The organism is Paenibacillus sp. FSL R5-0345 (assembly GCF_000758585.1).
Lineage (GTDB): Bacteria > Bacillota > Bacilli > Paenibacillales > Paenibacillaceae > Paenibacillus_AQ.
Map to the genome: position 1 here is coordinate 5540280 of NZ_CP009281.1, position 14352 is coordinate 5554631.

12 protein-coding genes are annotated in these 14352 nt (G+C 46.2%); 3 read left to right on the top strand and 9 right to left on the bottom strand.

Annotation, left to right across the window (positions count from 1 at the left end; genetic code table 11):
- Window position 1: 1 nt before the first annotated feature.
- A complete protein-coding gene (locus R50345_RS24395; protein ID WP_419886817.1) occupies window positions 2–337 on the bottom strand; it encodes an ArsR/SmtB family transcription factor in 336 nt (111 codons plus the stop codon).
- A gap of 677 nt (window positions 338–1014) precedes the next feature.
- Here R50345_RS24395 and R50345_RS24400 point away from each other — a divergent pair.
- Both R50345_RS24400 and R50345_RS24405 read left to right on the top strand, forming a co-directional pair.
- Window positions 1015–1548: an RNA polymerase sigma factor gene (locus R50345_RS24400; protein WP_042130801.1), complete on the top strand. Its 534-nt coding sequence runs from the start codon at window positions 1015–1017 to the stop codon at window positions 1546–1548.
- Complete coding sequence (locus tag R50345_RS24405; RefSeq protein ID WP_042130803.1) at window positions 1535–2692, top strand: DUF4179 domain-containing protein; 1158 nt, start codon at window positions 1535–1537, stop codon at window positions 2690–2692. Before R50345_RS24400 ends, R50345_RS24405 begins: the two co-directional genes overlap by 14 nt.
- 235 nt (window positions 2693–2927) lie before the next feature.
- On the opposite strand, the gene R50345_RS24410 is transcribed toward R50345_RS24405, so the two are convergent.
- The 4 genes from R50345_RS24410 to R50345_RS24425 all read right to left on the bottom strand — a co-directional run bounded on the left by R50345_RS24410 (window position 2928) and on the right by R50345_RS24425 (window position 8185).
- Complete coding sequence (locus tag R50345_RS24410) at window positions 2928–4667, bottom strand: ABC transporter ATP-binding protein (RefSeq protein WP_042130804.1); 1740 nt, start codon at window positions 4665–4667, stop codon at window positions 2928–2930.
- Window positions 4664–6445 carry an ABC transporter ATP-binding protein gene (locus R50345_RS24415; RefSeq protein WP_042132441.1) on the bottom strand — a complete coding sequence of 594 codons (1782 nt, stop codon included), beginning with the start codon at window positions 6443–6445 and terminating at the stop codon, window positions 4664–4666. Before R50345_RS24415 ends, R50345_RS24410 begins: the two co-directional genes overlap by 4 nt.
- A 171-nt stretch (window positions 6446–6616) precedes the next feature.
- Entirely contained in the window at window positions 6617–7642 is a 1026-nt protein-coding gene (locus R50345_RS32075) for an AraC family transcriptional regulator (protein ID WP_052414720.1), read from the bottom strand.
- Between the two features lie 228 nt (window positions 7643–7870).
- On the bottom strand, window positions 7871–8185 hold the full coding sequence (locus tag R50345_RS24425; protein WP_042130806.1) for a hypothetical protein: 315 nt from the start codon (window positions 8183–8185) through the stop codon (window positions 7871–7873).
- Window positions 8186–8355: 170 nt separating this feature from the next.
- Here R50345_RS24425 and R50345_RS24430 point away from each other — a divergent pair, with 170 nt between their 5' ends.
- The gene (locus R50345_RS24430) at window positions 8356–8676 is read left to right on the top strand and encodes a hypothetical protein (protein WP_042130807.1); all 321 of its coding nucleotides are present in this window, start codon (window positions 8356–8358) and stop codon (window positions 8674–8676) included.
- 287 nt (window positions 8677–8963) lie between these two features.
- Here R50345_RS24430 and R50345_RS24435 read toward each other — a convergent pair whose 3' ends face one another.
- From R50345_RS24435 to R50345_RS24450, 4 genes are all read right to left on the bottom strand, one after another.
- On the bottom strand, window positions 8964–10697 hold the full coding sequence (locus R50345_RS24435) for a family 10 glycosylhydrolase (protein WP_042130808.1): 1734 nt from the start codon (window positions 10695–10697) through the stop codon (window positions 8964–8966).
- Window positions 10698–10734: 37 nt separating this feature from the next.
- Complete coding sequence (locus tag R50345_RS24440; RefSeq protein ID WP_042130809.1) at window positions 10735–12381, bottom strand: extracellular solute-binding protein; 1647 nt, start codon at window positions 12379–12381, stop codon at window positions 10735–10737.
- Window positions 12382–12418: 37 nt separating this feature from the next.
- Window positions 12419–13309 (bottom strand): carbohydrate ABC transporter permease, encoded by an 891-nt coding sequence (locus R50345_RS24445; RefSeq protein ID WP_042130810.1) that lies wholly within the window; start codon window positions 13307–13309, stop codon window positions 12419–12421.
- A 95-nt stretch (window positions 13310–13404) separates the two neighbouring features.
- A complete protein-coding gene (locus tag R50345_RS24450) occupies window positions 13405–14331 on the bottom strand; it encodes an ABC transporter permease (protein WP_042130811.1) in 927 nt (308 codons plus the stop codon).
- Window positions 14332–14352: the final 21 nt, after the last annotated feature.

The following is a 14352-nucleotide window of genomic DNA, read 5'->3' on the forward strand; positions in this document are numbered from 1 at the left end:
TCTAGTAATATTGTTCCATGAATTCATCTAGATGGTTTATAAGATTTTTTAACACTCCTAATTTTGTTCTAACATCCATAAAATAATAATTTTTAGCGCCTTCTTCCCGCACCATAATGATTCCAGCTTCTCTTAAGATCCTCAGATGATGTGAAACAGCAGGTCGTGAGAGATGAGTTTGTTCAGTAATCTCACCTAGGCGTAGTCCGTTCGTACAAGTAGTCTCCATAAGTACAGTAATAATAGATTGCCGTGTCTCATTACCAATGGCCAAAAAGACCTTCTGGCATAATTTGAAATCTTCTTTGATGACTTCAACTTGTTGCTGTTTATTTATGATTCTCACCGCTTTCATCTCGTTCAATCGTTTAACTTAGCGAACCATTTGCTGACGAGTATGTCATAACAAGATATCCTCTGCAACCTTGGGAAAGAAAATCGAGATTACAAGGGAATTTTTTACATAATTCTCATCTTCCAATGGGTTTAGACTACTTGGAGGTTGTCCAAATGGGAAAACACGACAGTAAAAGCAATCATAATGTTTTGCGGGATGCGGAGAATGGAATCATTTTTGATTGAAACTTTTCAAATCACCATAAACTCATTGAGTAGTATAAGAATTTCGTACCGAATCACTAGAAAAGGACTGGAAAGTCACAGAGGGTAAGACCGTTGATTTTTATAAGAGAGAAATAGAAAATTTAAAGATAATGTTGAATAAATAAACCTAACATTATTAAAATACCAAATAGCAAGTTCGACTGGCCCTTTCCGCCAAAACGGCGGAAGGGCTTTTGCTTTCAGTAAACAAAACTGCCCCACCAGATACTACATTATTTTGTGAACAAGAATGCTTACAGAAACCCGTGTGTGCTGATTTTACCCAAGCGGTGCAGTCTCCGGATATCTTAGGTTTACTTTCGTTGTAACCTTCTAGCTACCTACCCGATCTAATATTTAAGTAACGTTACGAACATCCTAAGACTTTTAGTCAAGAAAGCAGGTAAATCTTTGCATATTAATCCTATTGTCGTCAAAGCCAAAGCTGGGGACTCTGAAGCATTCGTGCAGTTGATGCAAGAGATAGAGTTACCTCTGTATAGAACTGCAAGGTCCATCGTCAACAAAGAAGAAGATTGTGCAGATGCCCTGCAAGAGACGATGCTTAAAGCCTTTAGGTCCATCCATACACTCAGAGAGCCCGCTTTTTTCAAAACGTGGATCTTCCGGATTCTGATTAATGAATGCAACAAAATGATCAAAAACAACTCAAGAGCTCTCCCTTATGGAGAGCTTCCCGAAGTCCCTTCCATTTCCAAGGATTATGAGAAAATCGAAATATGGGATGCCGTTCAACATCTTGAGGAGAATCTACGGATTGTCATTCACCTTCATTACCTACAGGACATGCCGATCAGTCAAATTTCCGACATTCTCGAAATTTCTACGGTAGCCGTGAAGACCCGGCTGCATCGCGCCCGCAAAAAGCTAAAGCATTCATCTCAATTCAATCAAGAAATGGAGTTGCGACATGGTAAACACTAAGTTAGAAGAACAATTAAAAAACTGCCAAAGCCTACTTCCCGATCAGTTATCGGATATTGCCCGCTCCAAGCTGAATGAGACTTACCAAATCATCAGGCAAACCGATAATTCCATTCCCCCCGTTCAGAGAAAGATAGATGTATCAAGAACTTTTAATAAATGGTTGATCTCCACTGCAGCCGCTGCAATTCTTGGAGTTACAGTCCTTGCTTCCGGCTTTGTATCGCCCGCGATGGCTGATGCACTCAAGCAAATTCCGGTTCTGGGACAAATCTATTCATTATGGGGCGAAAACAACGGAGATCCCGGTGTTCAACAAGCCGAGGATTTCATCACAAACGTAAACCAAAGCGTGACCCATGGCGATGTGACCATGAATATCCCAACGTTGTTATTTGACGGAACCCGAATTCTTATGAACATAACCACTCCTGGAAACCGTCTGGCTTCGGAGCCCAATTCGCCGCCTTCTGATGCCAATAAAGGGGCGGTGGATACGTTAGAGGTTCTCTATAAAGGCCAATCTCTGAACGCAGGTTACGAATTCATGGACGGTGAGACTGCTTCCAGCCTAATGGTTGACGTTACCGGCACTACCAGCATAGACCAGACTGTCCAGTTCCCTGATCAGTTTGACTTGACTGTAAATGTAACGTTAAAGGGTTACGATGTCCCGTTCGAATTCGTTCTGCCTGTTACAAAATCAACGCCCGTTACCGCACTAACTTCAGAGGAGACCAAGCATCACGATAACATTAACTTGCAGATCAGTAAGGTAGAAATCACCCCAATTACAACACAGATATCCGTTGAGTACAAAACTAAACCAGGCCAGAGCATAGAAGAAATGCTCGCTTCTATCCCTTCGAAATACAAGGGTGTTAACGGAGGCATCATCGCTCTTCAGTTTGACATTGTGGATGAACATGGCGTTCAACTGAAGCCCATCGGTGCTCACCCCTTAAGCGAATCTTATAATGTTCGTTTTGAACCCTTCAAGACTATACCGAGTACCGTAACCATCAAACCGTACTTAGTCGTTTCCGAAGGTCAAGCCCCAGCTGGGACTAAAGGACGGTGGGAGGACAACAATATGGTCAAGGAATATATCCCTGAGCTGGAGACTGTAATTTCGGTGCAATAGTTCATTTGTAAAAAGGACATTATTCTCTAGGATGAAAAGGGTATGCAAACCTACAAAAGACGAAGCCAAATCTGGCTTCGTCTTTTGTAGGTTATTTAGCTGAAGCCAGCTTCGATATTTTCTCCGCACAGCTCATTTCCTTATCACTCTCAGACTTAGGCTTATAATCGGCCAGTTAGATTCATCCTTTGTGATAGTCATACGTTTGCCCACCTAAAAATGTGAATGACGTTCCCTATGATGTGATACGGAATCCGACGGATTGCTGCTGCAGCTTCCAGAGACGGCCGTACAATCCGCCTCGTAGTAGTAAAGCTTCATGCCGTCCCTGCTCCACCAGTCGGCCATCTTCCAGCACGATAATGTTGTCTGCACCACGTATGGTCTTCAGGCGATGGGCGATAACAATAACGGTTCTTCCCGTAATCAGTGCATCAATTCCCTTCTGGATTTCGGCTTCATTTTGCGGGTCAAGCGATGCAGTAGCTTCATCCAGCAATACGATTGGAGCGTTCTTGAGAATTGCGCGTGCAATGGAAATCCGCTGCTTTTCCCCTCCGGAAAGCGTACTGCCACCCTCTCCTACTGGCGTGTCATAACCAAGCGGCAATTTCATAATGAAATCATGGCAACGGGCCATTTCTGCTGCTTGTTGAATATCCTGCTGTGACGCGCCCGGCCGTCCAAAGGCAATGTTGTTTCCGATGGTATCTTGGAACAGGTACACATCCTGAAACACAACCGACACAGACCCTAGCAAATGTTCTGGATCAATCTCTTTAATATTGCGTCCGCCTAGCAGAACACTTCCTTCGTCAGGATCATAGAAACGTGAGATCAAACGCAGCACTGTACTCTTTCCGCTGCCGGAGGGACCCACGATTGCAGTTAATGAGCCTTGCGGCATTTCTATGCTTAATTGTTTGAGAACTGGGTCACCTCCATAACTGAAGGTAACATTGTCAAAGCGGATGGTACTGCACTCGGGAAGCGAGGCTGTAGTACCCGTCATTACCGGCTGGCGAAGCAGGTCTACGATGCGTTCACCCGCTTGTTCGTTGTACCGGAATTCAGCATAGTTGGCGAGCGCCGTCGTCAGTGGATCATAGATGCGTGTGCCGACAATAAGGAATACCGTCAGCTGCAAAACACCGAGCTCCCCGCCTAACAATAGATGCACACCTACGTATACCATTAAGGTCAGACCCGCACGAAGAAGAGCCATAGCCGTTAGAATGACCGGTCCGAATATCCCTTCAAGCTTCACACTTTCCTTCATCAAAGTTCTAAAAGAGTTATCCAGACGAACAAATCGCTCTCCCGTCAGATTGTAGGCTTTCATCACCCGTATACCGTTTAAATATTCCTGCAGCCGGTTCGCAGCGTTCAATTTAGCCTTCATATGATCTGCTCCGAGTCTTCGCCGCAGTCTGCCCGATAAATACATGATCAAGAGGGCAATCGGCAGCGCTACGAACATGGAGATTGCCATCTGCCAGTCTAGGAACAGCAACCCCGCAAGTGCGAATATCGGCAGCACAAAAGCCCCTGCAAGCTGTGGCAGCAGATGAGAAATCCCTGTCTCCACCAATGTGAAATCGCCCATCATCATATTGGCCAGATCACCAGGGTCCCGGCGAGTCAGGTAACCTAGCGGAAGCTTTCGCAGATGCTCTGCTAATTCCGCCCGTCCCTGCGCCGCAACATTGTAAGCCCCGCGGTATGCCGAGCGGTATGCCGGAATTTCGCTCAGGAACATCAGTATCATGACAGCAGCTAGTCCCGCACAAATCCACCAAAGCCGTTCTATCTGAAGCTCTGCACCCACCATAATATAAGGAGCAAAAATCAACCGCACAGCCTCAATCACAAGCGCAAACGGAAGCACACTGACTATGTTAGCCAGTAAGGAAAAAAGTACAGGCTTCAGCAGCTGCTGCGGTTTGCCAGCAGTAAGATTGCGCAACAACTTCATAGCTGTTCCCCTCCTTTTTCCAAATGCCAATCTCCAGCGTCACTGTAGGCATGCCACATTTGAGTGTAAAGTCCATCGAGATCAATCAAACGATCGTGATCTCCGCGCTCCACGATTTCCCCGTCTCTCAGTACCAAAATTTGTGCAGCTTCACGAATAGAAGACAGGCGGTGGGCAATGACAATAACCGTCTTCCCGCGCATAAGCTCCGTTAGTGCCAGCTGCATGTGATGCTCATTCTCCGGGTCGGCAAAAGCAGTCGCTTCATCGAGCACAAGTACCGGCGCATTTTTGAGGATGGCCCGGGCTACCGCAATACGCTGCTCTTCACCGCCGGAGAGATAGACACCACCTTCACCGATTAACGTTTCGTACCCCTGCGGAAGCCGAGAGATGAACTCGTCGCATTGCGCAGCTCTGGCTGCAGCCTGGACTTCATCCAGCGTCGCTCCCGGTTTGCCGACGGCAATATTCTCATACAAAGTGTCATAGAACAGGAAGGTCTCCTGAAATACAAAGGCAACTGTATTCATCAGTTCATGAATCGCCATATGGCGAATATCCACGCCACCGATACGGATCGCACCCTCTTGCGGGTCCCAGAACCGCGGCACCAGGCTGGCCACCGTCGATTTCCCTGAACCTGACGGTCCAACCAACGCTGTAACCTTCCCTTGTTCTGCCCGGAAGGATACCTTACTGAGCGCAGCCGCAGCCCCCTCTTCTTCACTGTAGGAAAAAGTTACGTCCGTGAATTCAACGTCGAAAGCATACGGTGACAGCGGCATTGTTATCTCTGGTACAGGCTGCTGTGCCAAAAGACGATCCATCCGCTCTACACCTTCTCCGATATCCCGTGTGCTTGAAGCCAGCATAAGCAGCTTATAGAGCGGAGAGGATACGCCAGGTGCCATAATTAGAAAAAACAGCAGCACAAGCGCAAAAGACATGGAGTCCGGCTGGCCGCTTAGCATAAAGACACCCACCGGTAAAATAAAGGTAAACGAGGAAGCCAGCAATGTTTTGAACAGGATATACCCTGATTGATAACGGTCCGTAAACTCTAGACAATAATCACGGTATCTGGTCATATCACTGTAGAACTTACGGAAGGAATGCACCGTCTGCCCGAACACCTTCACCGCCGGCATCCCCCGTACATACTGCACCGCCGAAGCATTAATCTGCTCCAAAGAATCATGATACTGCTTCACACTGGTTTTTCCCTTGCCGCTCATCATAAGTGCCGACTGTACAACCATTCCTATGAGGATCGGTAGAAGACAGGCAACAGCTAACGGCGGACTCAGCCAGAACATCGCCACAATCATCAGCACCGTAGACGCCAGCGCACTGACCAGATCAGGGAGCTGATGCGCTACGAAATTTTCCACCTTGTCGACATTCTGTTCCAGCGTCTTCTTCACTGCGCCGGTCGAAGTTCCGTTCAGGAAACCAAGCGGCAGTCTGCCCAAATGTTCGGTCATTCGCACACGCAGATTATACTGAATACGAAAAGCCGCAATATGCGAGCACATAATACCGCAATACGAGGTCACCAGACCTCCAATCAATCCGCCGAGTGCAATCCATCCCCAGCGAATCATGGCATCACCATCGACCTGTCCAGGAGACGCGGCATGCCGCAGTAGCTCAGCCAATATGAAATAAACAGATAAAAACGGTACCAGCATTAGCACGGCGCTGACAGATGACAATACGCCAGACAGGATCAGCAGGCCCCGCTTCTCTCCGGCAATCTCTAGCAGTCTCGACATGCCAGTTTTGGTTTTACTCACAGCTGTTCCCCCACTCTTGATAATTACGCACAAAAAAAGTGCACTGAGAATGATTCTCTGTGCACTAGTGTATAAGAATGCTGTTCACGGTTGCTACCGCTTCCCGGATTATAACTAATCAAATCAGGAGCATCTCTATTCGATACGCGCTTACATCCAAGTTCCTACAGAACGCTGTCTGCTGCTGATCAAATATTCTCCGGGACGCACACCGAACTTTTTGCGAAAGGCTGCTGAGAAATGGCTGACATTCCCGTATCCAACCCTGGAAGCTGCTTCACTTACAGTCATATTTCCTTGTTCCAGCAGCTGCTGCGCCCTTTGCATACGTTGTTCGATAACATAGGCATGGACGGTATAACCGAACATTTCCTTAAAACCCTTTTTCAATTTGAACTCATTGAGGCAAATGATGCGAGAGAGGCCAGCCAGTGTCGGTGGGTGTAAATAATCACGCTGCAGAATTTCTTTGGCTAGTCGCAGGCTCTCCATATCATCTTTAGACAGCTTAACCGAACCTGGAATCCGCTCCGCTTCATATAAAGATTCATTGAGATAGACCGCCATCAGCTCCAGCATTTTTCCCTCCAGATAGAGTTCCCGCATACCCTGACCATAGGAACAATCCGCAATTTGCGACAGAATGAGCCGGATAGATGGCGTGATACCACTTTTACCAAATAACAAACCCGTTCCTCCTCCGGCTCGGAGCCGTGTATCCTCAGTCAATCCACTGGTCATCCGCTCAAATTGTGCCGGACTCATATCTATGCTTAGGAATCGGTAGCCTGCTCCGCTAAGGTACGTGCAATTCTCACTTCTTACTCCACCGTGAAGCAGCGCACTTTCTCCTGTATCTATGGCAAAATAGTCCTGCTTCAGCGAGGTACCCCATTCAATTCCATGGCCCATGCAGAATACAAGCTCCGTACGCGGTGTTCTAAACTCGCCCTTCGCTTCAATATCCCGGTTAAATCGGAGATCAAAATCCGTCATCTGAAGATACCCATGCGTAAGCAGGCTCCGGCAGCTGCCTCCCCCTAGTTCGACCGGTGGTTTTATCTCAAAGTGACTCCCATCCAGCTGGTAAGTAAAATTAAACCCCTCGCATATAAGCGTCTTATGGGCATCAATTGTTTCTGCTGCACTCAGACCATCGCTACGCTCCATGCTCATCCCTGCTTCCCCGTACTTTGGATTCATTATATATGTATTGAGAATGATTATCAATTGAATGTTATTTTAGCAAATACGCATACACAACAAAAAAACTTCCCCCTAAAGGTGAAGAAGTCTTAAACGCATCACTTCTGAAGACATGGCCAGCTATAGTTTCAGCTCCCCAAGCTTGATTAGCTCGACAATCGCTTGTGAACGGTCTTTAACGTTTTATTGTTCACCAATTTAATTTGCTAATTCCTTCAATCGTTCAATTAGCATTGGAATCGCTACTTCAACCCAAAACTCCAGAGAAACATAACCACTGGACATACCACCATGACTGTATTTCTCACAATAGATTTGTTTGTCTAAATCATCTAAGTTACCTCCTGTTAATTCCTCAAACGCGTATTTGAATCTCTGTGCAAACGCCTCACCTGTACATGGATAAGTCACTTCTTGAAAGTAATTCTCTAGCTCATCCCAAAGATATGGATCCCCTCTTAATCCCCAACTTTTTGGCCGCTCATTAAAAATAACTGATACTGTCTTTAGCATTACCAGCACCCGCTTTCGAAGTGGTCAACTATAACTGAACTACTGTATCATTTTTAACCGCCAATTGTTCCAAAACTAATTATAATATCCCTGACTACAATTAGGTGATTTCACAGCTGGCCAAGACTTAAACTGTTTAAAAATTCAATGAATATAGGGAGAAGATATATATGATTATTTTTTCGGAAAATTCAAAAATACCAGATAAATATGCAGACTTCTTAAAAAAGATTGCAACTTTCTATGGGGAAGAAGAAAATTTCAAGGATATTGTAAACGACACTATGGAAATCTTAAGACTATCGTTTAAAGATGATATTTCCGATTCAGAATTGTTAAAGCGCGCAAGCCTTAACGGTATCATTAATGATCTGGATGTTTTTATGGAAATGGTAAGTGACAATCCTGATAAAACTAAAATAAAAACAGTTTATATGGAAGAACTTAATGCTTTGTATTACACGATAAATGACATTTTCAGAACACTATGAGGAAATTACACCTCTAATTCAATTCAATACAATACAGGAGTTTCCGCGCCCAGCCGGAGAATAACCAGTTAATCCCTTTTCATGTTGACTGGCCGAGCTTTCCTTGACGTGACAGAAGACCGCAGAACAGCTTAAAACCATGCAAGAAAGGGATTTGGCAAAGTCCGTAAATACACATCATCAACAAAAAGCCTTCCCTCACCCCTAGAGGTGGAGAAGGCTTAAACGCGTCACTTCCGAATACATCGCCAGCTATATTTTCAGCTCCCCAAGCTATTGTATTAGACTTAATCCGTAATCTTCACATTTCCAAACACGGCCTTATTCCTCGAATCATCCCCCGGATTGCTAAGCGCTATGCCAATATACACCTTGCGATTCATCGGGATCTGAACAGTTCCGACCGTTTGCCAGTTATTCCCATTCGCCGAAATAGCCCCTTTGAAGGTATTTCCGCTTCTGGTCAGCTTTAGCCATCTTGGAGCCGAGGCAGCCGCAGTATGGTCAACCATATTGCCCGCTGTCTCTGCACGATACTGGAAGGTTGCCCCATTCTCAGGGGTAAGCATCATATCTGCGTGCTTCGAATTATGCCCCAGCGACTCCCGAATCATAATACCGGCCTTAGCCCAGCCGTCCAATCGGCTAGTGGACTGTACTTTTACAATAATCTCCGCATTGCCACTCACGGATTTGTATATATAATTCAGTTGATCTCCATTTCCCCAAATATCCGTAGAGGTGCTGCTGAGTGTAAATTGCTTATTGGATGAATTGTAGGTAACGTTCCCCGGCATGGAACCGATATTCCGAGCCTTCCATCCTACTGGTAATTGAGCCGGATAGTCTTGTTCTACCGGAGGCGTCCAGCCCGGCGTCGGCCAGGTTTCACGTTCCTTAATATTGGCCAATTCATCTTCTGGCCAGACCCCGTAGGCAAAGAACGACAGGCGCTTCACATCCGGATAATTCTCGCGGATTCCCTTGTAAATCTCCTGATATTGATCATCAGTCCAGTCATTATCCAGTGTGGCTACAATCTCCACGTCGCTGCCACTGATCCGGTCGTTCGTATCCTTCAGAATGCCGTAAGAAGTGCTGTATACCCAATCACTATTGAACTCCCAGTCATCAAAGTACGCCATCGGTGCGACAAAGTCGATATCATCCTTGAATTTGGCTACATTCTGTCCAACCTCTGTAAATTCCGGCGGCAAGATATACACACCGAGCTGCACATCCGGATTTGAGGATGCGGAAATATCCTCACGGATATCGCCTACATACTGTCCAATTTGTTCAGTTCTCCATTCATTCCACTGCTCACGCTGAGGGGAATCCGTATTGAAGTTAATGCTGAGCGGGGAATAGCCGAACTGCGCCTGATACTTCGCAACCGTGTAATCGCTGACGTCCATGTTGTAATTGTCGAAACGAATCCAGTCTAGCACAACACCGTCAACAGCATAATTCTCGATCACTTCCTGAATGATGGAACGCTCATACTGCTGCACTTCGTGGTGAATCGGATTGACGAAGTATTCATTGCCGTTAGAACCTGTGAAAGGAGTCTGAACCCCGTCAACCAGTGCTTGCATCTGCCATTCATCGTGAGCAAGGAAGGCTTGCTGATCATGGAACTGAGGAATCCAGGCATGAACCTTGATTCCTGCAGCATGGGCTGCTGTAATGACAGCCTGCAGGGCATCGAAATTCTCGTAGCCTTGCGCGATCGGAGCGATATCGCTCTGATAAAATACACTTCCAGACGGAACCTCATCATCTTCATCCTGCTTCACGTTCATGCTGATGACATCGACACCGTAGCTTGTGGACAGCTGGATGAAATTATGGACATCCGCCGTATTCTTAAACTGGTTTACTGTCCGTACAATCACTTCCGTTTCAAAAGGGGGATTACTCTCCACATCGGCCTTAGCCGGCACGGAACCACCTGCTATCGAAGAAACTAATACGAAGCTTAACATTGCTATGAATTTCGACCTCAGCGCAAATGCCATAATATCGCCTCCACAAGTATAAGATTTAATAAAAGTCTTATTTCGTCGCGTTGATTTTTTTGACATTCTCCTGCCATTTTTCGGTTCTGAACTCAAGCAGCTTATCCAGGCCCGCTTTTTGGGTGTTCTTTTTGGCTGTCTCCAGTGCCGACAATACCTCTTCATCCGACTTCGCCTGAACCATTTGTGCGTAAGCAAGGGTATAAATATCCCCTACATTCTGTGCGATGATACCGATCTCCGTATCTGGAAGCGGATCGGTATTCACAAATTCCGTAATGTCCAGCGCGGTTTTCCAGGTGACCGTGGACTGCGCCACCGTCTCCCATGATTTCTGATTCGCAGAAAGCAGCGCCTCGAGGCTCATTTTTGCCGTATCAATAAAGGTCGTATTTCCTGCCCAGTTAAAGTCCTCGAATTTTCTCATCGTTTCCGTACGCTCGTTAGCAGGAGTCGTCTTGTATTTCTCGTTCGGAATTGGTGCTCCGTCTGCGTCCTCCTCATCCCAGTACAAGCCTTTAGGACCGAAGAAAAGCACCTTCTGTCCCTCTGGACCCGTAATCCAGTCAAAGTAAGCGAAGATGGCCTCCGGATCCTTGGCCTTTTTCGTAATGACATTGACGTTCCAACCCAGTGTCTCGAAACCGCTTACAAACACTTGTGTTTTGTCTATTCCGGCTTTATGAATCGGCCATATAATTTCATAACCGCTGTCCGGATTGTTCGCAGTCAGTGCACGGTGTCCCTCGGCTCCATACGTAGTGATATTGGATTCGACCATGACCGCTACCCGGCTGGTATTGACCTTTTCTTTGACCGCATCCTGGGTTTGTTGCAGTGCATCCTGCGTAATCAGCCGTTCACGATACAGCTTATTGATATACAGCACCATCTCCTCGTAGGCAGGATCGTCCAAGATAGATGACAGCTTGTCGCCTTCCGGATATCCCATGAGTGAAATGAACTTACTGGTGGAGTTCTCCTTAAAACCGCCATACATAATTTCCAGACCTGCCCCCTTTTCGCCAACCTCCAGGGGTACAACATCCGGATACTTCTCTTGCACCAAGCGTAAATATTGATACAAATCATCAAAGGTCTCCAGCGCCGGTCTGCCGAGCTCATTATAAATATCTTTATTTACCATCCATCCGCCGTTGCCGAATTGCCCGGATGTATACCAGTTGGGGATTTGATAGATTTTTCCGTCATCTGAACGGAGCAAATTCAGGGTGGATTCCTTCACATATTTCTTGAAGTTCGGATACTTGTCATAGTAATCATCCAGCGCAACAAGTTGCCCTGCCTGCACCAGCCGTTCCACTGAGGATCCCCGGTCAGTAAAAATGACATCCGGTAAATCACCACCGACGATCATCGTGTTGAGTTTTTCTCCGGCCGCACCTCCCGATTGAATCGGTTCAACAGTAACCTTACGGTTCTCCTGAATCCATTTTGTCGCCTCATTATCCCCCCAGGGTGATGTCGTAAGCCAGTCGTAATTTCCATAGAAGCTGAAGGTGACGGGCTTAATCCCGCTGCCGTCATCAGTGGCGACCTCGGTATTCAGATTTTTCTCGCTTGTGTTTGGTGAAGTGTTAGAATTCCCCCCTCCGCTACAGGCAGCGAGAAGAAGCACCAGCGAAGTCAGCAGAAGCGATACCCATTTCATACGATTGCCCATTCTTTTCCCTTCTTTCTACATAATATGGAGACTGCTGCTATTCTTTCAATGAACCGATCATTACGCCCTTAACAAAGTACTTTTGGAGAAAAGGGTACGTCAGGATAATCGGAATAGTAGCGATCATCATCGTAGCCATGGTCAGTGACTTCGTAGTAATCGTCCGATTTCGGTTCATATGATCCAGCGCGATGGCATTCGATGAACCAATTTGGGTCATAATGTTGGAGTTCATAACCTGCCGCAGCAGAGTCTGTATGGGAAGCAGTTCGTCCTTCGTAATATAGATCGCTCCCGTAAACCAGTCGTTCCAGTAACCAACCGCAGTAAATAAAGCAATCGTGGCCAGCACCGGGCCGGAGACGGGAATAACGATTCGGAAGAAAATGCCGTAGTTACTGCAACCGTCGATTTTGGCCGATTCCTCAAGCCCCTCAGGCAAAGCGTTGAAGAAGGTGCGGATGACAATCATGTTCCAGACGCTGATGATGCCGGGGATAATCAGAACCCAAAAGGTGTCCAGCATACCCAAAGAGCGAACTAGTAAATAACTAGGGATGAGCCCTCCACTGAAGAACATCGTAATCATGAAGAACACCATATATTGTTTTCGAAAAAGCAATGTTTTCTTGGACATTCCATAAGCTAACAGGGCCGTGAAAAAGACGGACAACGCCGTACCGCTCAATGTTCTAAGAATGGTGATCAGAAAAGAATTCAGCAGGCGATGATCCTGAAACACAATATAATAATTTTCCAGAGTAAATGCTCTCGGTAACAAGGTTACGCCGCCGAGCGCCGTATCGCTCCCTAGATTAAAGGAAATGACGAGTGCGTTCCAAAACGGGTACAGCATGAGTAACGCCAGCAGCGTCAAAAGGATATAAATAGTCCGCTGCATGATTTTGTCGCCTAGGCTTAGTCTCATTGTTCACCTCTCCTAAAAGGTTTATGGAGCATTACTTACAGCCGATACATCGCAATAAAACTTGCATCGGAAGCATTCGCTATGAACAGTAGTACCTACCAGAGACTAACATCTGCCCGGCGGGCAATTTTGTTGGCCACCACTAGCAGAATGACACTGATGACTGCTTTAAATAGTCCTACCGCTGTCGCATATGAGAATCTAGCATTCAAAATCCCAACACGGTACACATAGGTGTCGATAACATCGGAGTAGGGTCGAAGAATTGGATTGGTTGCCAGCAGCAAAATATCCTCGAAGCCCGCACTGAGCAGACTGCCGATGGCAAGAATCATAAAGATGATGATAATGGGGGTAATGCTGGGGAGTGTAATTAAGTGAATTTGCTTAAAACGGCTTGCTCCGTCTATAGAAGCGGCCTCATATAGGGTCGGATCAATGCCTGCAATTGCAGCCAGATAAACAATGCTCCCAAATCCGACCTCCTTCCATACATTTACACTTACTAGAATGGACCAGAAGTATTTGGGTAACGCCAGGAAGTTAACCGGCTCCCCGACTAGATTGAATCGCTCCAGCACATAGTTCACCGTTCCGTTGTCAACGGATAACAGCGAAAATACAAAACCAGATACAATAACCCAGGACAAAAAATAAGGTAAATAGCTGACGGTCTGGATAACGCGTTTAAAGCCCATATTCCCGATCTCATTCAGCATCAGTGCAAGAAGAATCGGGGCAGGAAAAGAGATAATCAATTTAAGCAAGCTGATCACAATGGTATTTCGCATCACATTCCAGAACTCCGGTGCCTCGAAGAACATTCTGAAATGCATAAATCCAACCCAGGGACTCTTCATAATGCCGCCAAAAATATCGTATTGCTGGAACGCCATAACCACACCATACATCGGAATGTAGCTAAAAATGAATACAAAGATAATTCCCGGCCAAACCATGGACTGCAAATCCAATTGACTGGTGAATTTCTTCCATCTACTTGGTTTCTCGGCCGTGTTCATCCGTTTTTCCTCCTCTGGACG

Excerpts from the sequence above, each read along its gene's own strand:
- R50345_RS24405 (WP_042130803.1), top strand. The coding sequence starts at position 1,535 with ATGGTAAACACTAAGTTAGAAGAACAATTAAAAAACTGCCAAAGCCTA.
- R50345_RS24410 (WP_042130804.1), bottom strand. The coding sequence starts at position 4,667 with ATGAAGTTGTTGCGCAATCTTACTGCTGGCAAACCGCAGCAGCTGCTG.
- R50345_RS24415 (WP_042132441.1), bottom strand. The coding sequence starts at position 6,445 with ATGTCGAGACTGCTAGAGATTGCCGGAGAGAAGCGGGGCCTGCTGATC.
- R50345_RS32075 (WP_052414720.1), bottom strand. The coding sequence starts at position 7,642 with ATGAGCATGGAGCGTAGCGATGGTCTGAGTGCAGCAGAAACAATTGAT.
- R50345_RS24425 (WP_042130806.1), bottom strand. The coding sequence starts at position 8,185 with ATGCTAAAGACAGTATCAGTTATTTTTAATGAGCGGCCAAAAAGTTGG.
- R50345_RS24430 (WP_042130807.1), top strand. The coding sequence starts at position 8,356 with ATGATTATTTTTTCGGAAAATTCAAAAATACCAGATAAATATGCAGAC.
- R50345_RS24435 (WP_042130808.1), bottom strand. The coding sequence starts at position 10,697 with ATGGCATTTGCGCTGAGGTCGAAATTCATAGCAATGTTAAGCTTCGTA.
- R50345_RS24440 (WP_042130809.1), bottom strand. The coding sequence starts at position 12,381 with ATGGGCAATCGTATGAAATGGGTATCGCTTCTGCTGACTTCGCTGGTG.
- R50345_RS24445 (WP_042130810.1), bottom strand. The coding sequence starts at position 13,309 with ATGAGACTAAGCCTAGGCGACAAAATCATGCAGCGGACTATTTATATC.
- R50345_RS24450 (WP_042130811.1), bottom strand. The coding sequence starts at position 14,331 with ATGAACACGGCCGAGAAACCAAGTAGATGGAAGAAATTCACCAGTCAA.